We start from the raw sequence: 19361 nt of genomic DNA, 5'->3' as shown, positions 1-19361 counted from the left end.
GAAACCCGGTCTAGTTCACCGCGCCCGCGGTGCCCGCCCACGGGGCCGCCGCCTCCAGTTGTCCGGCGAGGCGGAACAGCGTGCTCTCGTCGCCGTAACGGCCGGCGAACTGCACGCCCAGCGGCAGCCCGTCCGAGGTGTGCCCCAGCGGCACCGACATGGCCGGCTGCCCGGTCACGTTGAACAGGCTCGTGAACGCGGCCATCCCACGCATACCGCTCAGCGCGGCCCGCGGATCGCGATTGGGGTCCAACTCGCCCAGCGGCGGCGGCACCACCGCCATCGTCGGGGTCAGCAGCACGTCGAAGCGCCCGGTCAGCCGGGTCACCGCCCGCCCGATCGCATGCATCTTGTCGACCGCGGCCAGGTAGCGGGCCAGCGACAAACCGCGGCCCTTGTCCACGATCAGCCGGGTGGCCCCGTCCAGATCGTCCGCCTGAAGCTCGCGCCCCAGCTCGGCCAGGCGCAGATCCACCATGCGCGCCATGTGCGCGGCGCTGATCGGCGCGATCACCTCGCCCGGCCGGGTCAGCGTGTCCGGCCAGGTCACCGGCTCCACGTCGTGCCCCAGTGCGACACACAGCGCGGCGGCCTCCTCGGCGACCCGCACGCACTCGGGGTCCACCAGCACGTCCGCGTCCACCGGCGTCAGGATCAGCCCGATCCGCAGCCGCCCGGGATCCGCGCCCACCTCGGCGGCGTACGGGCCCACCGGCGGCGGCGCGTGATACGGGTCGCCCGGCTCCGGGGTGCCGGTGACGTCGAGCAGCGTCGCGCTGTCGCGCACCGTGCGGGTGACCGCGTGCGCGACCGCCAGACCGCCCCACGACTCGCCGTGCTCCGGGCCGGGAGTGACCCGGCCGCGACTCGGCTTGAGCCCGAACACCCCACAACACGCGGCCGGGATCCGGATCGAACCGCCACCGTCGGTGGCGTGCGCGACCGGCACCATGCCCGCCGCGACCGCCGCCGCCGACCCGCCGCTGGAGCCGCCCGCGCTGCGGTCGAGATGCCACGGGTTGTGCGCGGGCCCGAACAGGCCGGACTCGGTGCTCGTACCGAGCCCGAACTCGGGGGTGTTGGTCTTGCCCACGATCAGCACACCGGCCGCCCGCAACCGGGTCACCAGCGTGCTGTCGCGCGCGGCGACCGAACCCGCGAACAACCGCGACCCGTTGCTCGTGGTCATCCCGGCCACGTCGCATTCGAGGTCCTTGATCAGATACGGCACGCCCGCCAGCACGCCCGGCAGCAACCCGGCGACCGCGGCCCGGGCCTGCTCCTCGCACAACGCGACCACCGCGCCCAGGGCCGGTTCGCGCTCCTTGATCGCCTCGAAGGTGACGTCGAGCACCTCGTCCGCGGTCACCTCGCCGCGGGCGATCAGGCCCGCGAGCCCGGTGGCGTCATAGGACTGATACTCGTCGATCCGCACGGCACGACCTCCAGCGCTGGTGAACACGTCCGCCCAGCACCGTACGCGACGGTTGCCCGGCGCCGTCCGCCCCGTGGGCGGATCGGCAAAATCCGGCGCGCGGCACCGCGACCGGCCCCGCACCGGTCACCGAAGGTGCCGCGCGGTCGTTTGCTCAGCCCACCGACGAGTACGCGACCACGCCTCGGCGCAGCCCCTCGACCGCCTTGCGCGCGGTCCCGCCGACCTTGCTGTCGTCGGGGGCCGCGGCGGCGATCTGGCCCAGCACGTCGACGAGTTGCTTGATCCAACGGACGAAGTCACCGGCCGGCAGGTCCGCTTCGCCGAGCACCGCGTCCAGGCTCAGCCCCGAGGCCCACGAGTACGCCGTCCAGGCGAAGCCCAGGTCCGGCTCGCGCAGGAAGTCGAGGTGGTGCTGCCCCTCCAGCGCGTCCAGGTGACCCCACAGCCGCACCATGTCGGCCAGCGCGGCGTGCGCCGCGCCGCCCGGCAACTTGGGGGCCATCGCGTCGTCCGGCTGCCGTGACTCGTACACCAGCGCGGAGGCGCACGCGGCCAACTCGGCCGGGGTCAGCTCCTCCCACAGGCCCTCGCGCAGGCACTCGGCGGTGAGCAGGTCCAGCTCGGCATAGATCCGCGCGAGTCGGCGCCCGTCCTCGGTGACCGTGTCGCCCTCGAGGTAGTCCAGGTCGGTGAGCATCGCGCAGACCCGGTCGAAGGTGCGCGCGATGGTGTGCGTGCGGCCCTTCATCCGATTCTCGATCACCTGGGTATCGCGCAGCAGCCGGTAGTAGCGCTCGGCCCACCGCGCGTGTTCCTCGCGCTCGTCGCAGCCGTGGCACGGGTGTTGCCGGATGGCCTGCCGCAGCCGGGTGATCTCCGGGTCGTCGGCCGCCGGCGAACGCTGCTTGCGGGCCCGCGGCTGGTCCACGTGGCCGGCCTTGCTGCGCAGCGAGGACGCCAGGTCACGGCGGGACTGCGGATTGCGCGCGTTGAACGAGCGCGGGATGCGCAGCCGGTCGATCGCGGCGACCGGCACGGGGAAGTCGATCCCGGCCAGTCGGCGGGCCTGCCGGTCCGAGGTGAGCACGAATGGGCGCGGCCCCTCCGGACCCTGGTCGGTGCCCGGGTCCAGGACCACCGCGAGGCCCGCGTACTTGCCGGTGGGCACCACGATGATGTCGCCCGGCCTGAGCTTCTCCAGGGACGCCGCGGCCTGCGCCCGACGCTGCGAGGCGCCCTCGCGGGCCAGCTCGGTCTCGCGGTCCTTGAGCGCACGGCGCAGTTGCCCGTACTCGGCGAAGTCGCCCAGATGGCAGGTCATCGCCTCGTGGTAGCCGGCCAGCCCCTCCTCGTTGCGCTGCACCTGACGGGTCAGCCCGACCACCGAGCGGTCCGCCTGGAACTGCGCGAACGAGGTCTCCAGGAGCTCGCGCGAGCGGTGCCGGCCGACCTGGCCGACCAGGTTGACCGCCATGTTGTAGGACGGCTTGAAGGACGAGCGCAGCGGATAGGTGCGGGTACCCGCGAGGCCGGCCAGGTGGCCGGCGTCGAAGCCCTGGTGCCACAGCACCACCGCGTGGCCCTCCACGTCGATGCCGCGGCGCCCGGCGCGCCCGGTGAGCTGGGTGTACTCGCCGGCGGTCAGGTCGGCGTGCGTCTCGCCGTTCCACTTGACCAGCTTCTCCAACACCACCGAGCGGGCGGGCATGTTGATCCCCAGCGCCAGCGTCTCGGTCGCGAACACCGCCTTGACCAGGCCCTTGACGAACAGCTCCTCGACGACCTCCTTGAAGGTCGGCAACATGCCCGCGTGGTGCGCCGCGATCCCGCGCTGGAGCGCCTCCAGCCACGAGTGGTAGCCCAGCACGTGCCGGTCCTCGTCCGGGATCCCGGTGGTGCGCGCCTCCACGATCGCGCGCACCTCGGCCCGCTCCGCCTCGCCGTTGAGCCGCAGGCCCGCGTGCAGGCACTGCTGGACCGCCGCCTCGCAGCCCTTGCGGCTGAAGATGAAGGTGATCGCGGGCAGCAGGCCCTCGGCGTCGAGCCGGTCGATCACGTCGGCCCGGCTGGGCGTCCAGATCCGGCTGCGCACCGGCCGGGTCTCCTGACCGCGGTTGCGCCGGTAACGGTCCTGCGGTCGGCCCGCCCGCTCGCTCTCCATCCGGCCCAGCCGGATCAGCTCGGGGTTGACCTCGGTGCGGTTCTCGTCGGTGAACAGGTCGTAGGTGCGGTTGCCCGCGATCACGTGCTGCCACAGCGGCACCGGGCGGTGCTCGGAGACCACGACGGCGGTGTCGCCGCGCACGGTGCCCAGCCAGTCGCCGAACTCCTCGGCGTTGCTGACGGTCGCCGAGAGCGAGACCAGGGTGACCGATTCGGAGAGGTGGATGATCACCTCTTCCCACACCGCGCCGCGGAAGCGGTCGGAGAGGTAGTGCACCTCGTCCATCACCACGTAGCCCAGGCCGTTCAACGCGTTCGAGGACGCGTAGAGCATGTTCCGCAGCACCTCGGTGGTCATCACGATCACCGGGGCGTCGCTGTTGACCGAGTTGTCCCCGGTGAGCAGGCCCACGTTCGCCGCGCCGTAGAGCTTCTGGAAGTCGGCGAACTTCTGGTTCGACAGCGCCTTGATGGGCGTCGTGTAGAAGCACTTGCGGCCCTGTTCGAGCGCGAGGTGCACGGCGAACTCGCCCACCACGGTCTTGCCCGAACCGGTCGGCGCCGCGACCAGGACCCCCTTGCCGCTTTCCAACGCGCGGCACGCCTCGACCTGGAAGGGGTCTAGGCCGAAGGGGTACTGCTCGCGGAACGCGTGCAGACTCGTCCGTTCGTCGGCGGCCTGGCGGCGCGAGGCCGCGTAGCGCTCGGCGGGGGACATCTGGGTGTCGCGGTCCGTGCCGCGTGAAGGATCGAGAGGCATCTCGTCAAGCAGACTACCGGCCGGGACCGACGGCTGTGATCACCTTTTTTCGATCATGACATGCGGCTCCATCACGACGGCGGCTCGATCAGGGGACGCCGCCCGATCGCGCGATGCCGCCCGGGCGCGGCCCCCGGCTCAGTCGCGCGCCGCGGGAGTCAGTACCCGGACCGCGTCCGGTATGCAGTCCGCAGTCAGCGGCAACGCGCCCAGCCGCTCGCCGTCGGCCCACCCGCTGAGCCCGCGCGCACTCAGCGACACGCTCGCGGCGCGGTGCACGGTGACCAGCGGGTGGCTCACGTGCTTCCCGCTGTAGACCTTGGGGAACACCCGCAACAACTCGGCCCGCCCGCATCCGGCCACCACGGTGACGTCGAACAGGCCGTCGGCGAGGTCGGCGTCGGGACACATCCGCATGCCGCCGCCATAGGAGCGGCCGTTGCCCACCGCAATCAGGGTGGCCTCGACCTCGAAGGGTTTGCCGTCCAGCTCCAGCTCGTAGGCGATCGGCTTCAGCGCGCTCAGCTCGCCCAGCAAAGCGGCGTTGTAGCGGGTCCGCCCGCGCGCCCAGGTCATCCGGTTGGCGCGCTCGTTGACCCGCGAATCGAAGCCGGTACACAGTATGGTCCCGAACCAGCGCTCGCCCGCCCGGCCCAGGTCCACCGGCCGGGCGTGCAGGTCGGCCACCACCCGCGCGGCGGCGGCCACATCGCCCACGGGCAGGTCCAGAGCACGCGCGAAGTCGTTCCCGGAGCCGATCGGCACCACGCCCAGCGGCGTACTCGTGCCCGCCACCGCCTGCAGCGCGGCCGCCACCGTGCCGTCGCCGCCGACCGCGACCACGGCATCCACGCCACGACGCACCACCGCGCGCAGTCGGGCGATCCCCTCCGCGGCACCGGGGGCGGACACCTGATGCGGTGTCAGCCCCCGCTCGCGAAGCAGGTCGGCGGCGACCGACGCCGCCTTCAGGCCGCGACCACGGCCCGCGGTGGGGTTGACGAATACCGCTATCTCCCGAGACACAAGGCGCGAGATTAGCCCACCGGACCTCAGGTGATGTCGTCCACCCTGGCCGAAGGCCCCGGGTCCGGCTCGTCGGCGACGGCGCTCGGGCGGTCGACCGGGCGTACCGAGGTGTCCAGGACCGACGCCTCGTCGTCGTCGAGGTCGGCGCCGAACACTTCCGCGCGCCGCTTGCCGCGCCGCCGGTCGTTGAGCCAGGCCACGATCAGCGCGATCCCGTACAGGATCGTGATCGGGATGGACAGCAGGATCATCGTCAGCGGGTCCGTGGTGGGGGTGGCCACCGCGCCGAAGACGAAGATGCCCATCACCACCCAGCGCCACCAGCCCGCGAGCTGCCTCGCGGTGACGACCCCGCCGAAGTTCAGCATGATCAGCACGAGCGGCAGCTCGCACGCGATGCCGAAGACCACGACCATGCGGATGACGAAGTTGAGGTAGTCGTCCAGCTGGATCTGGTTGCTGGCGTCCGTGAGCGTGAAGTCCAGGAGCACCTGGAGGGCGTGCGGCAGGATCCAGTACGAGAAGTAGGCCCCGCCCAGGAACAGCGGCACGCCCACGCCGACGAAGGCCAGCGAGTACTTCTTCTCGTTCTTGTGCAGCCCCGGCGCCAGGAAGGCCCACATCTGGTAGAGCCAGATCGGTGAGGCCGCGATGATGCCGGTGGCCAGCGAGATCTTCAGGGCCATCGAGAACGGCGAGAGCACGCCCTGTTGGACCAGGACACCCTGACCACACTTGGTGACGCCGGTGCCCTTGACGTTCTTGAGATCACAGACGGGGTCGACCAGGAACGCGCCGATGTCCTCGTAGAAGAACGCGGCGACGATGGTCACGACGATGATGGCCAGGAGCGCCTTGACGAGCCGATTGCGCAGTTCGCGCAAATGCTCCATCAGGGGCATGCGCCCCTCGGCGTCCTTGATCTTCTTTTGTTTCGGGCCGGACACTCGTCCGCGCCCTGCCTTGTCAAGCACCTTGAGGGCCGACTCCTAAAAGGCGCGCGCGGATTCAGCGACGGTTGTGATCGGGCTCGCCGACCGGCCGCGCCTCGCTCACGTCGCCCGGAGCCGCCTGGATGGTGCGCGGCGGCGTCTCGGTGGACTTGGCGGTCTTGTCGGACGCGGGGGCCTCGGCCGTCCCGTCCTCCTTCATCGCCTTGGTCTCGCTCTTGAGAATGCGCAGCGAACGGCCCAGCGCACGCGCCGTGTCCGGCAGACGCTTGGCGCCGAACAGCAGCACGACGACAACCAGGATCAGGATGATCTCGGGCCAACCGAGCTTGCCAAACATAGTCAGTACCTCATTGCCGGGGCCGGGGGGTTACGGGTTCGATCGTACGCCGGTGCGTGTGACACACGTGCAACGCAATGGTGGCGAACAACTGCACCGGACGTAACCCCCAGGGGTCACGTATGCGGATCACTGTCGGTGAGCGGCCGTGGGGCGGGGGTGCGGTACGGAATCGCGCCGCAGGGACGGGCCGCCGGCCGCGTCCAGCTCGGCCGCGGCCTCGGACAGCCGGGTCGAGGCGTCCGCGACGGCCGCTCCGAGGTGACGCACGTCACCGAACAATCGCCAGGCGAACCAGCCGATGACGCCGAGTCCGGCGAGGACGAGCACGAGGAAGACAAGGACCCACGGCAACATGCGGCGACCCTAACAGCCCCCGCACCCGCCGCCGCGCCCCCGTTCAGCGTGCGACCTGCATCGACGACACCCCGCCGTCGGTGAGCAGTTCGACGATCCGCTCACCGGCCGGCCGACGTACCGAGTCGGCGCAGGTGGGGCAGCGGAACAGGTAGAAGGACTTGTTCGGTCGGACCACCAGCCGTAGCTGATCCGCCGTCAGCTCGACGCGTCCGCAAACCGGGCAGCGCGCCGTGAACGTCGACACCGTGGGCCTCCTCGCATTCTCGGGAAGGTTGTCGTCGGTGGTACCGGAGGTGCCGCTGAGCCGCGGTCGGGGGCATGTGCCGTTTTTTGACAATCGCCGCCGGCCGCGGCGAATCAGCCGGCCTGGTCCGCGTAGGCCGCGAGCGCGGCCGAGGCGGTCCGTCGTACATCGTCCACCAGCTCCGGCGGGGAGATCACCCTGCCGTGCCCGCCCAACCGCAGCGCGAGGCGCCGGATCCCGGCCGGGTCGGGCGTGCGCAGGGTCAACCGCAGGCCGCCGTCGGCCAGCTCCTCGATCTTGTCGTAGCGGTAGTACTCGGTGACCCAGCGCCCGCCGGGCCCCAGTTCGAGCACCACCTCGATGCCGTCGGCCGCGGTGGGCGCGAAACCGTCCGCGAGGTCCAGCGGCTCGATCGGCTGCGGCTCGGATGCCTCGTCCAGCAGCACCGCCTCGGCGACCCGGTCCAGCCGGAACAACCGGCGACCCTCGGCCTGTCGGCACCACGCCACCAGGTAGGTGTGCCCGTCGACCAGGACCAGCCGGATCGGGTCCACCTCGCGCTCGGTGATCTCGTCCCGGCGCGGCACGTAGTAGCGCAGCCGCAGCCGGCGCTTCTCGCTCACCGCGCGGTCCATCGTGGCGAACGCCGACTCCTGGGCCGCGTCGTCGCCCTCGAACTCGACCGTCACCCCCTCCGCCGCACGGGCGGCCTCGCCGGCGGCGTCCTCCAGCTTGGCGGTCACCCGGCCCAGCGCGACCTTGTCCCGCTCGCGCAGCCCGGACAGGCCCGCCAGCGCGCGCAGCGCCACGAGCAGGGCGAGTGCCTCGTGCGGGGCCAGGCGCACCGGGCGCACCGGGGCGTCGGCGTTGTCCAGGAAGACCCGGCCCTCGAAGTCGACGTGCGGCTCCAGCAGGTCGTCGGCCATGAAGCTGGTGCCGCACATGTGCAGCGTGCCCAAGTCCGCCTCGACCTGTGCGACCGGCAGGCCGAACGCCCGCGCGACGTCGTCCAGATGCGTGCCGGGGCGCTCGCGCAGGTAGGCCACCAGCGACAACAGCCGCCGGGTGTCGTCGATCGCGTTGCTCATCCGACCTTCACCTGTCCCGTCGCCTCTCCGGCGGCCTCGCGCAGTTGCGCGACCACGGCGGCGCGCAGATGGGGCGGCTCCAGCACGACCACGTCGGGGCCGAACTCGGCGAGCCAGTGGTGCAGTCCGTGTCCGTGGCTCAGTTCCAACTCGTCCCAGCCGTCGCCGGCCGGCACCACCGCGCTCGCCCGGGCGCGCAGCGGGAACCCGGCGCCGGTGCGCACCCGGATCCGGGCGATGCCCTCGCCGCCCTCGCCGGCGAAGCGCGCGACCTGGCCGCGCACGTCCACCTTCTGCGGCACCTCGGCCTGGAACTGCTCCTTGAGCGGCTTCGGCTTGGGTTTGTCGGCGATCCGGTCGAGCCGGAACACGCGCTGCTCCTGCCGATCCCGGGAGAAGCCCACCAGATACCACCGGCCGCGCCAGCAGCTCATCCCCCACGGCTCGACCACGCGCGGCGTGGCCTCGGCGGCGCCGGAGCGGCGGTAGGCGAACTGGATCGGGCGGCGGGTGCGCAGCGCGTCCAACAGCGGCCCGAAGGCGGGCTCACGCGCGGTCACCCGGGGCTCGACGCTGGTCAGCGGCGCCGAGTCGATCTCGACGCCGGCGGCCTTGAGCTTGTACAGCGCGCCGGTCGCGGCTCCGGCCAGGGCGGACTGCTGCCAGGCGCCGGCGGCCAGCGCCAGCGCGGCGGCCTCCTCCGGGTCCAGTTCCACCGGCGGCAGCGCGTTCTTCTCGGGGCGGATCCGGTAGCCGTCCGCCGACTCGATCAGCGGGTCGTTGGCACCGGTCTCGACGATGAAGCCGAGCTCGCGTACGTCGTCCTTGTCCCGCTCGAACATGCGGTCGAAGGCCTCGTCGGACGTGCACAGCCGATACGACTCGATCGACTGCCGCAGCTCTTCCTTCGTGACGTAGCGACGGGCGGCGAGCAGGCACATCACCAGGCTCACCAACCGCTCCTGCTTCGGAATCGCCATCAGATCCCCAGTCCCTCCCACAAGGCGCAGCCCCGACCGTACCGCGTTCGGCGCATCGGTTGGTCCCGGCCGTCGATCTGGTCCTCCGGTTCGCCCCACGCCCCCCGCCGGCGTTAGGCTGCCGGACCGTGATCTCCTGGCGACGCGGCGAAGTGACGGCGATCCGACGGGCCTGGCGCGGGGCGGTCGAGCTGACCGTTGCCGTCCCGGAGCCCACCCCCGCACGGGAGTTGCGCGCGATCGCGTACCCGCACCTGACCGGCACCCCGGTGGTCGGCGACACCGTACTGCTCAACACCACCGCCCAGGACATGGGCCTGGGCACCGGCGGCTACGCACTGGTGGTGGCGCTGCCGGATCGCCTGCCCGCGGACCCGCCGCCGGGACCGGGGCACGTGGTCAAGGCCCGCTACACCCCGATGCAGGCGGTCGTCCTCGGCGTGGACGAGCAGGACTCGCCGCACCACGCGACACTGCGCGACGCGGACTCGCTGGACGGCATGCCGGTCGTGGTCGCCGACCTGCACTCCGCGCTGCCCGCGATCTGCGCCGGCATCCGAGTCGCGCGCCCGCACGCGCGGGTGGTGTACGTGATGACCGACGGCGGCACGCTGCCGCTGTGGTTCTCGATGACCGTCGACACGCTCCGCGAACACGGCTGGCTGGCGGGCTCGGTGACGGTGGGCCAAGCGCTCGGCGGCGATCTGGAGGCGGTCACCCTGCACACCGGCCTGCTCGCGGCCCGGCACGTCCAGGGCGCGGACGTGGCGATCGTCGCGCAGGGACCGGGCAATCTGGGCACGGGTACGCCGTGGGGCTTCTCCGGCGTCGCGGCGGGCGAGGCGATCAACGCGATCGCCACACTCGGCGGCCGGCCGGTGGCCTCGCTGCGGATCTCCGACGCGGACGGGCGCGAACGCCACCAGGGTGTCTCGCACCACTGCCTGACCGCGTACGGCCGGGTCGCACTGGCCCGGGCCGACGTGATCGTGCCCGCGCTGCCGGCGGCGCTGGCAGATCGGGTCGCGGCGGACGTCGAGCCGTTGCGGGTCGGGCACGACGTGCACACGGTGTCCGTCGACGGCTTGGACGCCGCGCTGCGCACGAGCCCCGCCCGGCTGTCCACGATGGGCCGCGGCCTCGACGCGGACCACGCCTACTTCCTCGCCGCCGCCGCCGCGGGCCGCTTCGCGGCGGACCTGCTCCCGGACTGACCCGCCTGCGGCCTGCTCGTCCTCGAACAGCGGACGGGCCGGGTCGGGCGGCTCGGTTCGTCGTCTTCGAATCCGGACCGGCCGGGTCGGGCGGCACTCTCGGCCCGTCCGGCGTGCCGAGGTCGCCTCGGGCCGCAGACGGCCCGGGAACGCCGAAGGCCCCGATCCGCGCGGGAAGCGCGAACCGGGGCCGAGTGAAATCCGACTAGCCGACCTTCATCAGGTCGACCACGAAGATCAGCGTCTCACCGGGCGCGATCGCGCCGGGCGCGCCGCGGTCGCCGTAGGCCTGGTGCGGCGGGATGACCAGCTTGCGTCGGCCGCCGACCTTCATGCCCTGCACGCCCTTGTCCCAGCCCTCGATGACCTGGCCGACACCGAGCCGGAAGTCGAGCGGGGCATTGCGGTTCCAGGACGCGTCGAACTCCTCGCCGGAGGAGAACGCGACACCGACGTAGTGCACGCTGACGTTCTGACCCGCCTGGGCGACCGGGCCTTCGCCCTCCCAGATCTCGGTGATCTCCAGGTCGGCGGGCACGCCACCCTCGGGGAAGTCGATCTCGGGCTTCGTAAGCTCGCTCACAGCTGTATCCGTATCCGTTCGAGTGCTGAATGCGGTTCCAACGTACCGGGCCGGTCGCCCGATCCGGTCATCCGACCGCCGTCAGGCGGCCGTGCCACCGAGCGCGTCGACGATGTCGACGACGAACACGAGCGTCGAGTTGGCCGGGATTGTCGGCGGCTTGCCCTCGGCGCCGTAACCCTTGTCGGCGGGCAGCACCAGCAGCACGCGGCTGCCGACCTTCTGCCCCACCAGACCCTCGTCCCACCCGGGCACGACCTGGCCGACACCGATCTTGAACGCGGTCGCGCCGCCGTGGTCCCACGACGAGTCGAACTTGGTGCCCTTGTCGAACAGGGCGCCGGTGTACTGGGCGACCAGCGTCTGGCCCTTCTGGACCACCGGGCCGGTGCCCTCGATCAGCGGCTGCACGGTCAGCTTGGTCGGCGCGGCGGTGCCCGGCGGGATGGTGATCTCCGCGGCCTTGCCGGACTCGACCTTGGCGACGGGCAGGCCGGCCGGCGGGGTCACCGCGGTGCCCTTGGCCTCCGCCTTGGCGTCGATCGTCTTGGTCGCCTTCAGGTCCAGCATCAGCACGACGGCCTGCTTCTCCTGGGTGACCTTGGCCGGTACGACCACGAGCATCCGGGTGCCGACCTTCTTGCCGATTATCCCCTGCCCGATCTCCTTCAGGAGCTCCTGGCTGCCGGCCTGGAAGACCTCGGGAGTCTTGGTGTCGTACGAGTTGCCCGCGTCCGTTCCGTCCCAGTTCTTGCCGACGGTGTCCGCGACGACGTAGTCGTCCTTCTTGATCACGTCGCCGGTGCCCTCGATGAGGATCGTCGACGTCGTCTTGTCGCCCGACTTCCCCTTGGGGATCTTGATATCCGGCTTCTGGCCGAAGGCTCCGGTCACGACCGGTTTAACGGTTTTTCCTCCGTCGTCATCGCCACACGCGACCGCGGTGAAGGCCAGTGCGGGGACCAGAAGGAGCGCAGCGAGACGGCGCACGATGTTCCTCTGCTGAGATGGACAAGGACCGGGACACTCTATGGGACCCGGATGTCAGGACGACGTGAAGACGACAACCGCGTTCAGGCAACCTCGCGGCCGGGTCGCTTGAGCCGCGCGGCCCACCGCCCGTCCTCGCTGCGCACCGACAGCGGGATGCCGAAGCACTCGCTCAGGTTGGCGTCCGTCATCACCTCGCGGGCCGGCCCGGCCGCAACGGTCGCGCCGCGGCGCAGCAACAGCGCATGCGTCACCGCGCTGGGCAGTTCCTCCAGATGATGGGTGACGATCACCAGGGTCAGCCGCGGGTACTCCCGCGTGAGCGAGTCGATCGCCTCCAGGAGCTCCTCGCGGCTGGGCAGGTCCAGCGCGTTGGCCGGCTCGTCCAGCAGCAGCAGTCGCGGGTCGGGCATCAGCGCGCGGGCGATCCGGGCCCGGCCGCGCTCGCCCTGCGAGCACACCGCGATCTCGCGCTCCGCCAGCCGCTCCAGGCCCAGCAGCGCGATCAGCTCGGCGGCCCGGCCCCGCTCGGCCGGCCCGTACTTGCCGTACAGCGGCTGCACCGTGCCGCTCGCCCCGGTGAGCACGTAATCGGTCACCGTCAGGTATTCGGGGATGCGCAGCGCCGCGTTGACCGCGCCCACCCGGGCCCGCACCTCACGCACGTCCACCCGGCCCAGCTGCTTGCCCAGCACCGTCACCGAGCCGTTGCCGGGAAAGCGCAGCGCGCCGGCGAGCGCCAGGATCGTGCTCTTGCCCGCGCCGTTGTGTCCCAGCAGCGCCCAGCGCTCGCCCTCGCGGACCGTCCAGTCCACGCCGACGAGCATGTCCGTGCGCCCGCCGGGCCCGTGCGCCCACACATCCACCGCGTCGAGCTCGAAGACGGGTGGAGCGATGTCCCATGTAGGTGTATCGACCATCGAGCCAGCATGCCACTCGCCCGCCCGCTCCCGGCATCGGGAGGGGGCGGGCGAGCGCTTCGTCTCACATGCCGGCCGGCGCGGGTCGAGAACGCCGACCGACATTCACCGTCGGTGCTGTGCTCACCTACGGGGTGGTGGCCTGTGGGTGCCGGCGAGCCACCCGCCGGGGCGGCTCACCTGCCGGACGCCTCACATGCTGGCGATCAGCTTCTCCACCCGGTCGTCCACGGATCGGAAGGGGTCCTTGCACAGCACGGTGCGCTGCGCCTGGTCGTTGAGCTTGAGGTGCACCCAGTCGACGGTGAAGTCGCGCCGCTGCTCCTGGGCCTTCTTGATGAACTCGCCGCGCAGTCGCGCGCGAGTGGTCTGCGGCGGCAACGATTTCGCCTCGAAGATCTTCAGATCGTTGCCGATCCGCTCGATCTGCCCGCGTCTCTCCATCAGGTAGTAGAGACCGCGGCGCCGGTGGATGTCGTGGTAGGCGAGGTCGATCTGGGCGACCCTCGGCGAGGACATGGGCAGGTTGTGCTTGGCCCGATACCGCTCGATCAGCTGGTACTTGATCACCCAGTCGATCTCGCGCCCGACCAGGTCCAGGTTGCCGGAGTCGATCGCGTCGAGCGTGCGCTCCCACAGGTCGAGCACCTTCTCCACGGTGCCGGTGCGGATGCCCCGGCGGTCCGCGAACTCCTGGGCCTTGGTCAGGTATTCCCGCTGGATGTCCAGCGCGCTGGCCTCGCGGCCGTTGGCGAGCCGGACCTTGCGCGAGCCGGTCATGTCGTGACTGACCTCGCGGATCGCCCGGATCGGGTTCTCCAGGGTCAGGTCCCGCATGACGATCCCGGCCTCGATCATCCGCAACACCAGGTCGGTGGAACCGACCTTGAGCAGCGTGGTGGGCTCGGCCATGTTGGAGTCGCCGACGATCACATGCAACCGCCGATAGCGCTCGGCGTCGGCATGCGGTTCGTCGCGCGTGTTGATTATCGGACGGGAACGGGTCGTGGCCGAACTGACGCCTTCCCAAATGTGCTCGGCACGCTGGCTGACGCAGTACACCGCACCACGCGGCGTCTGCAGCACCTTGCCCGCGCCGCACAACATCTGACGGGTCACCAGGAACGGGATGAGCACATCGGCGAGCCGGGAGAATTCCCCGTGCCGCGCCACCAGATAGTTCTCGTGGCAACCGTAGGAGTTGCCGGCGGAATCGGTGTTGTTCTTGAAGAGATACACGTCACCCGCGATGCCCTCTTCGTGCAGCCGCCGTTCGGCGTCGACGAGGAGGCCCTCGAGAATGCGCTCACCGGCCTTGTCGTGCACGACAAGTTCCGGCACCGAGTCGCACTCGGGCGTCGCGTATTCGGGGTGGCTGCCCACGTCGAGATACAGCCGGGCCCCATTGCGTAGGAAGACATTGCTGCTTCGGCCCCACGAAACGACTCGGCGGAAGAGGTAGCGCGCCACCTCGTCCGGGGAGAGCCTGCGCTGCCCCCGGAACGTGCAGGTGACGCCGTACTCGTTCTCCAGCCCGAAGATGCGGCGGTCCATGCGGCAACATTACGCCGACGACGTGCCGTTCCGGGACAACTCCGCGTCGGTGGTTTCCACCAAATGGATCACGTTTGAAATCAGCCGGCCCCGACCGGCCAGCAATACCAGCAATCCGAGCCCCGCGCCGACGCTCGCGACCGCGAACGCGCCCCGCGCGCCGGCCACTTCACCGGCCCAGCCGGCCAGCCCCATGCCCAGCGCCGAACCGGCCCCGATCGCCGCCACCAGCCACGCGAACGCCTCGGTCACCGTGCCGCGCGGCGCCAGCTCGTCGATCAGGGTGAACACGCAGGCGATCGCCGGCGCCAGGAACACCCCGGAGAGCACCGCGAGCGGCACCATCACCCACGGCCCGGGCACCGCCATCAGGGGCAGGTAACACACCGTCAGCCACCCCATGAACCACAACAACCGCCGGGCCGGCGGGGTCCGCCAGGCCCGCACCCCGTGCACCAGACCACCCAGCAGCGCCCCGAAGGACATCGCCGCCAGGAACACCCCGGACAGCGCGCCGGAGTCCTCGTGATCCGCGTAGGCCACGGCCGCGACGCTGAGCACACCCAACGCGATGCCCGCCAGGGTGAATGCGACCAGGACTACGCGCAGGCCCGCCGAGCGCAGCGCGCCCGCCCAGTGCGGGGTGTGCTGCTCGCCGCGCCAGACCCGGGACGGCCGCGCGGTGGCCACGATCACGGTGCCCGCGACCCCGATCAGCCCGGTCAACAGCACGGCCAGCTGCGCCGAGGCCACCTGCACCACGACCACCACGATCAGCGGCCCCACGGTGAACAGGATCTCCTGCGCGGCGGCGTCCAGGGCGTACGCCGCCTGCACCCGCTCGGGAGTGAGCACCGAGGGCCACAACGCGCGCAGCCCCGCCTCCAGGGGCGGCGTGGTGAAGCCCGCGACCAGCACCGAAGCCACCGCGAGCGGCAGCGGATACGCACCCACCAGCGCGAAGACCGCGTAGGCCAGCGCCGAGACCACCGCCGAGCCCAGCAACACGCCGGTCTGTCCACGACGATCCATCCACCGACCCAGCACCGGTTGCCCGGCCGCACTGGCCAGGCCGTAGACCGCGGACAGCGCGCCGGCGAGCCCGTAGCCGCCGCCGTCCGCGCGCACCAGCAACAGCACCGCCAACGCACCCATGCCGTTGGGCAATCGGCCGAACAGCGTGCCGCCGAGCAGCCGCGCCGCGTACGGCACCCGAAGCAGGTCCAGATAGGTCCGCATCCGCGGTACCGCCCTCCCGTGCCGCGGCCGGCACGCTCTCAGCACCCCAAGTCATACGTATGACTCCCGAAGACCACTGTGCCGCCGAGCCGACACGATGGCAAGCGGGTTCTACGCTTGGCCCGCACCGTCCGCCGACACCGCCCGAGGTCCCCTTGCCGTCGCCCCAGCCCCCCGCCGGTCGCCCGACCAGCAAGGACGTCGCCAAACACGCCGGCGTGTCGCAGTCCACCGTGTCCCTGGTGCTCGCCGAGAAATGGCGCGGCCGGGTCTCCCCCGCCACCGTCGAGGCGGTCCGCGAGGCGGTCGCGGCGCTCGGCTACCGGCCCAACAGCTCGGCCCGCTCGCTGCGCCTGGGCCGCACACACACCGTGATGCTCGTCGTGCCCGTGCTCACCTCGCCGTTCTTCGGCGCCGTGCACACCGGGGCCGCGCAGGTCGCGGCCGAGCGCGACTTCGGCGTGGTGGTCTACCCCACCCGGGACGGCGTCGACCTGGCCCCGAACCCGTTCTCCTCGGCCGCCATCGACGGCGTGCTGGCCTCCTCGATGGCCGCCGAGCCGCTGGACGTGCTGCGCTCGGCCGGACCCGGCACCGAGGACCTGCCACTGGTGATGCTGGACAGCGAACCCGGGCGCGGCGTGCCGACCGTGAACGACGACGTCGCCGAGGGCATGCGCACTCTCGCCGAATACCTGGTCGACCTGGGCCACCGCCGGGTCGCCCGACTGCGCTCCGCCGTGCAGACCTGGACCTTCCGGGCCCGCGACGCCGCCTTCCGCGCCGCGCTCGGACCCGCAGAGGTGGTCGCCGAGGCCACCGCGCCACTGACCCTGGACGGCGGGCGCACAGCAGCCCTGACGCTGCTCGCCTCGCCCGCCCGGCCCACGGTGCTGGTGTGCGACGACGACCTCCAGGCGGCCGGCGCCTACAAGGCGGCCCGCGCGCTCGGTCGCCGGGTGCCCCGGGACGTGTCCGTCACCGGCTTCGGCGACCTGCGTTACGCACGCGTGGTCGAGCCGGAGCTGACCACCGTGCGCCTGCCCGCCGTCGAACTGGGCGCACGCGGCATGACCGCGCTGCTCGACCTGCTGGACACCGGCGACGCGGGCCCGGACGTGGTGTTGCCCGGCGAGTTGCTGGTCCGCGGCTCGACCGCACCCCCGGCGTGCGGCTGAACCCGCCGCCGAGGCCCGACACGCGTCAGGGCCCGCGTACCGACGCGGTACGCGGGCCCTGTGACGTGCGCGTGACTACTCCTCGCCGGTCTCCGGCGTGGCCTCGGGCGCGGTCTCGGCCGCTCCCTCCTCGACGACCTCGACGGCCCCCTCGCCCGCCGGCTCCGCCTCGCCGAGCAGGCGGGTCAGCTGACCGCCCACCAGGCGCTTGAACTTGCGCTGCTGGGGCCGGGTCCGGTCCAGCGTGGCGACCTCCAACTGCGAGGCCGTGATCGAGCGCTTCTCGCCGACGCCGTCGCGCGAGAGCGCGTCGACCGCGACCTTGAGCGCGGCTTCGAGGGTGAGCCCCTCGCGGTGGTGGCGCTTGAGCTGCTCGGTGATCTGCTCGACGTTGCCGCCCATGGCGACGTAGTTGTGCTCGTCGGCCACCGAGCCGTCGTAGGTGAGCCGATAGATCTGGTCGTCCTCGGGGGCGCTGCCGACCTCGGCGACGATCAGCTCCACCTCGTACGGCTTCTCGCCGCCGCTGGAGAAGATCGTGCCCAGCGTCTGCGCGTACACGTTCGCCAATCCGCGGGCGGTGACGTCGTTGCGCGCGTACGAGTAGCCGCGGATGTCGGCGTAGCGCACGCCGCCGATCCGCAGGTTCTCGAACTCGTTGTACTTGCCGACCGCGGCGAACGCGATGCGGTCGTAGATCTCGCTGATCTTGTGCAGGGCGCGAGAGTAGTTCTCCGCCACGAACAGGATGCCGTCCGCGTAGGTCAGCACGACCACACTGCGGCCGCGGGCGATGCCCTTGCGGGCATAGTCGGCCCGGTCCGCCATGGCCTGCTGCGGCGACACATAGAAGGGCGTCGTCACCGTGGAGTCCTTTTCGTCGGAGCCGGTCTCGAAGGGTCGGCTGGTCGGGTCCTCGACATCGGGGTCACGTCAGCGGCGAGGTCGGGCCGTTGGGGTTGTCCATCCGGGCGTCGACCACGGTGCGGACGATCCGGCCGACCTCCTCCGAGGAGAGCCGGCGGATGCCGTCCTCGGTCACCAGGGTCACCACCGGGAAGATCCGCCGGGTCAGGTCCGGCCCGCCGGTGGCCGAGTCGTCGTCGGCCGCGTCGTAGAGCGCCTGGATGCACACCGTCACGATGCCGTCGGCATCCAGGCCGGGGCGGTACAGCTTCTTCAGCGCGCCCCGGGCGAACAGCGAGCCCGAGCCCACCGAGTGGAAGCCGTGCTCCTCGGATCGGCCGCCGGTGATGTCGTAGCTGAAGATCCGCCCGATTCCGCCGTCCACGTCGAAGCCGGCGAACAGCGGCACCACCGCGAGACCCTGCATGGCCATCCCGAGGTTGCCGCGGATCATCTGCGACAGCCGGTTGGCCTTGCCCTCGAGGGACAGCGTGGTGCCCTCGATCTTCTCGTAGTGCTCCAGCTCGACCTGGAACAGCCGAACCATCTCGACCGCGAGGCCGGCGGTGCCGGCGATGCCCACGACCGAGTACTCGTCGGCCGGGAACACCTTCTCGATGTCCCGCTGTGCGATCAGGTTCCCCATCGTGGCCCGCCGGTCGCCGGCCATCACCACGCCACCGTCGAACGTCGCGGTCACGATCGTCGTGCCGTGCGGCGCCTCGATCGTCACGGGCTGCACCGGAGGCGTCCTACGCGCGGGCAACAGTTCGGGCCGGTAGGCGTCGAGAAATTCGGCGAACGAGGACGACCCGGGGGTCAGGAAGGCAGCCGGTAGACGCCCGGTGCCACGAGTGTTGGCTTCCACACGATCCCTTCCACATAGGTTGCGGCCCGGCGCAACGCGTCGGGTCGATCCTTGAACATGCCCAGTGCGGCATTGCAGTTGAAGCAGAGTACGGCTCGGACCTTACCGGTTTCGTGATCATGATCGACGTGTTCGGGCCTGGTGGCCACACAGATCGGACATACGCCCATTTGGTCGGTGAGCATGCGCTGCAGGTCGGCCTCGGTGAGGCCGTATTTGCGCATGAAGTATCCGGCTCGGCCGTCGACTTTACGACAGGATTTACAGCGTGCCGCGAGGCCGTCCCATTGTCGCGAACTTTTATGCCACTCGGAATGCGGTTTAATCTGTTCACACTTCGGACAGCGCTTGTGGCCGTCCGGCACATCGATCTTGGGACGCACCTTGAAACCCGCGCGCTCCCTGCGGGCACGATACGAAATCGCCGCACGCCTTCGATTGCACGCAAGGCAATAGAATGAAAGCCCGTCAGGACTCGTTGCGTTGGACCCGAAGTCCTGAGCAGGCTTCCACTCCTTACAGTCGGGGCAATTCTTGCCCGATTTCAAATCGGACAT

At 71.1% G+C, this 19361-nt stretch carries 19 protein-coding genes; 2 read left to right on the top strand and 17 right to left on the bottom strand.

Annotated elements, in window-relative coordinates:
• Positions 1 to 10 precede the first annotated feature (10 nt).
• The 9 genes from ACFZBU_RS04505 to ACFZBU_RS04465 form a co-directional block, all read right to left on the bottom strand.
• Entirely contained in the window at positions 11 to 1435 is a 1425-nt protein-coding gene (locus ACFZBU_RS04505) for an amidase (protein ID WP_391581986.1), read from the bottom strand.
• 154 nt (positions 1436 to 1589) lie between these two features.
• Positions 1590 to 4319 carry a DEAD/DEAH box helicase gene (locus tag ACFZBU_RS04500; protein WP_391582440.1) on the bottom strand — a complete coding sequence of 910 codons (2730 nt, stop codon included), beginning with the start codon at positions 4317 to 4319 and terminating at the stop codon, positions 1590 to 1592.
• 180 nt (positions 4320 to 4499) lie between these two features.
• The gene (locus ACFZBU_RS04495; protein ID WP_391581985.1) at positions 4500 to 5387 is read right to left on the bottom strand and encodes a diacylglycerol kinase; all 888 of its coding nucleotides are present in this window, start codon (positions 5385 to 5387) and stop codon (positions 4500 to 4502) included.
• A 26-nt stretch (positions 5388 to 5413) separates the two neighbouring features.
• Entirely contained in the window at positions 5414 to 6364 is a 951-nt protein-coding gene (gene tatC, locus ACFZBU_RS04490) for a twin-arginine translocase subunit TatC (protein ID WP_391581984.1), read from the bottom strand.
• Between the two features lie 34 nt (positions 6365 to 6398).
• Complete coding sequence (gene tatA / locus ACFZBU_RS04485) at positions 6399 to 6680, bottom strand: Sec-independent protein translocase subunit TatA (RefSeq protein WP_391581983.1); 282 nt, start codon at positions 6678 to 6680, stop codon at positions 6399 to 6401.
• Positions 6681 to 6809: 129 nt separating this feature from the next.
• The gene (locus ACFZBU_RS04480) at positions 6810 to 7037 is read right to left on the bottom strand and encodes a hypothetical protein (protein ID WP_391581982.1); all 228 of its coding nucleotides are present in this window, start codon (positions 7035 to 7037) and stop codon (positions 6810 to 6812) included.
• A 43-nt stretch (positions 7038 to 7080) separates the two neighbouring features.
• Positions 7081 to 7284: a hypothetical protein gene (locus ACFZBU_RS04475; RefSeq protein WP_020552029.1), complete on the bottom strand. Its 204-nt coding sequence runs from the start codon at positions 7282 to 7284 to the stop codon at positions 7081 to 7083.
• Positions 7285 to 7397: 113 nt separating this feature from the next.
• Positions 7398 to 8372: a helix-turn-helix transcriptional regulator gene (locus tag ACFZBU_RS04470; protein ID WP_391581981.1), complete on the bottom strand. Its 975-nt coding sequence runs from the start codon at positions 8370 to 8372 to the stop codon at positions 7398 to 7400.
• Entirely contained in the window at positions 8369 to 9352 is a 984-nt protein-coding gene (locus ACFZBU_RS04465; RefSeq protein WP_391581980.1) for a helix-turn-helix transcriptional regulator, read from the bottom strand. The genes ACFZBU_RS04470 and ACFZBU_RS04465 overlap by 4 nt, the downstream gene beginning before the upstream one ends.
• Before the next feature lie 128 nt (positions 9353 to 9480).
• Between ACFZBU_RS04465 and ACFZBU_RS04460 the strand changes: the two genes are divergently transcribed.
• Positions 9481 to 10566 carry a DUF3866 family protein gene (locus tag ACFZBU_RS04460; RefSeq protein ID WP_391581979.1) on the top strand — a complete coding sequence of 362 codons (1086 nt, stop codon included), beginning with the start codon at positions 9481 to 9483 and terminating at the stop codon, positions 10564 to 10566.
• 205 nt (positions 10567 to 10771) lie between these two features.
• Here the strand turns inward: ACFZBU_RS04460 and ACFZBU_RS04455 are convergent, their stop codons facing one another.
• The 5 genes from ACFZBU_RS04455 to ACFZBU_RS04435 form a co-directional block, all read right to left on the bottom strand.
• Positions 10772 to 11149 (bottom strand): FKBP-type peptidyl-prolyl cis-trans isomerase, encoded by a 378-nt coding sequence (locus ACFZBU_RS04455; protein ID WP_391581978.1) that lies wholly within the window; start codon positions 11147 to 11149, stop codon positions 10772 to 10774.
• A gap of 81 nt (positions 11150 to 11230) precedes the next feature.
• Complete coding sequence (locus ACFZBU_RS04450; protein ID WP_391581977.1) at positions 11231 to 12139, bottom strand: FKBP-type peptidyl-prolyl cis-trans isomerase; 909 nt, start codon at positions 12137 to 12139, stop codon at positions 11231 to 11233.
• An 83-nt stretch (positions 12140 to 12222) separates the two neighbouring features.
• On the bottom strand, positions 12223 to 13059 hold the full coding sequence (locus ACFZBU_RS04445; RefSeq protein WP_391581976.1) for an ABC transporter ATP-binding protein: 837 nt from the start codon (positions 13057 to 13059) through the stop codon (positions 12223 to 12225).
• A gap of 192 nt (positions 13060 to 13251) precedes the next feature.
• Entirely contained in the window at positions 13252 to 14613 is a 1362-nt protein-coding gene (gene pafA / locus ACFZBU_RS04440) for a Pup--protein ligase (protein WP_360306344.1), read from the bottom strand.
• A 9-nt stretch (positions 14614 to 14622) separates the two neighbouring features.
• Positions 14623 to 15852: an MFS transporter gene (locus ACFZBU_RS04435; RefSeq protein WP_391581975.1), complete on the bottom strand. Its 1230-nt coding sequence runs from the start codon at positions 15850 to 15852 to the stop codon at positions 14623 to 14625.
• Between the two features lie 155 nt (positions 15853 to 16007).
• On the opposite strand from ACFZBU_RS04435, the gene ACFZBU_RS04430 reads away from it, so the two are divergent.
• Positions 16008 to 17030: a LacI family DNA-binding transcriptional regulator gene (locus ACFZBU_RS04430; protein ID WP_391581974.1), complete on the top strand. Its 1023-nt coding sequence runs from the start codon at positions 16008 to 16010 to the stop codon at positions 17028 to 17030.
• A 75-nt stretch (positions 17031 to 17105) separates the two neighbouring features.
• Here ACFZBU_RS04430 and prcA read toward each other — a convergent pair whose 3' ends face one another.
• From prcA to ACFZBU_RS04415, 3 genes are all read right to left on the bottom strand, one after another.
• On the bottom strand, positions 17106 to 17894 hold the full coding sequence (gene prcA / locus ACFZBU_RS04425; RefSeq protein WP_391581973.1) for a proteasome subunit alpha: 789 nt from the start codon (positions 17892 to 17894) through the stop codon (positions 17106 to 17108).
• 64 nt (positions 17895 to 17958) lie between these two features.
• Entirely contained in the window at positions 17959 to 18804 is an 846-nt protein-coding gene (gene prcB, locus ACFZBU_RS04420) for a proteasome subunit beta (protein WP_391581972.1), read from the bottom strand.
• Positions 18756 to 19361 (bottom strand): endonuclease VII domain-containing protein, encoded by a 606-nt coding sequence (locus tag ACFZBU_RS04415; RefSeq protein WP_391581971.1) that lies wholly within the window; start codon positions 19359 to 19361, stop codon positions 18756 to 18758. The genes prcB and ACFZBU_RS04415 overlap by 49 nt, the downstream gene beginning before the upstream one ends.

Source organism: Embleya sp. NPDC008237 (assembly GCF_042956465.1).
GTDB lineage: Bacteria > Actinomycetota > Actinomycetes > Streptomycetales > Streptomycetaceae > Embleya.
The sequence above is the reverse complement of the archived record's forward strand: the minus strand, read 5'-3'. Positions and strand labels throughout refer to the sequence as shown.

Excerpts from the sequence above, each read along its gene's own strand:
- ACFZBU_RS04500 (WP_391582440.1), bottom strand. The coding sequence starts at position 4,319 with ATGTCCCCCGCCGAGCGCTACGCGGCCTCGCGCCGCCAGGCCGCCGAC.
- tatA (WP_391581983.1), bottom strand. The coding sequence starts at position 6,680 with ATGTTTGGCAAGCTCGGTTGGCCCGAGATCATCCTGATCCTGGTTGTC.
- ACFZBU_RS04480 (WP_391581982.1), bottom strand. The coding sequence starts at position 7,037 with ATGTTGCCGTGGGTCCTTGTCTTCCTCGTGCTCGTCCTCGCCGGACTC.
- ACFZBU_RS04470 (WP_391581981.1), bottom strand. The coding sequence starts at position 8,372 with ATGAGCAACGCGATCGACGACACCCGGCGGCTGTTGTCGCTGGTGGCC.
- ACFZBU_RS04465 (WP_391581980.1), bottom strand. The coding sequence starts at position 9,352 with ATGGCGATTCCGAAGCAGGAGCGGTTGGTGAGCCTGGTGATGTGCCTG.
- ACFZBU_RS04445 (WP_391581976.1), bottom strand. The coding sequence starts at position 13,059 with ATGGTCGATACACCTACATGGGACATCGCTCCACCCGTCTTCGAGCTC.
- pafA (WP_360306344.1), bottom strand. The coding sequence starts at position 14,613 with ATGGACCGCCGCATCTTCGGGCTGGAGAACGAGTACGGCGTCACCTGC.
- ACFZBU_RS04435 (WP_391581975.1), bottom strand. The coding sequence starts at position 15,852 with ATGCGGACCTATCTGGACCTGCTTCGGGTGCCGTACGCGGCGCGGCTG.
- ACFZBU_RS04415 (WP_391581971.1), bottom strand. The coding sequence starts at position 19,361 with ATGTCCGATTTGAAATCGGGCAAGAATTGCCCCGACTGTAAGGAGTGG.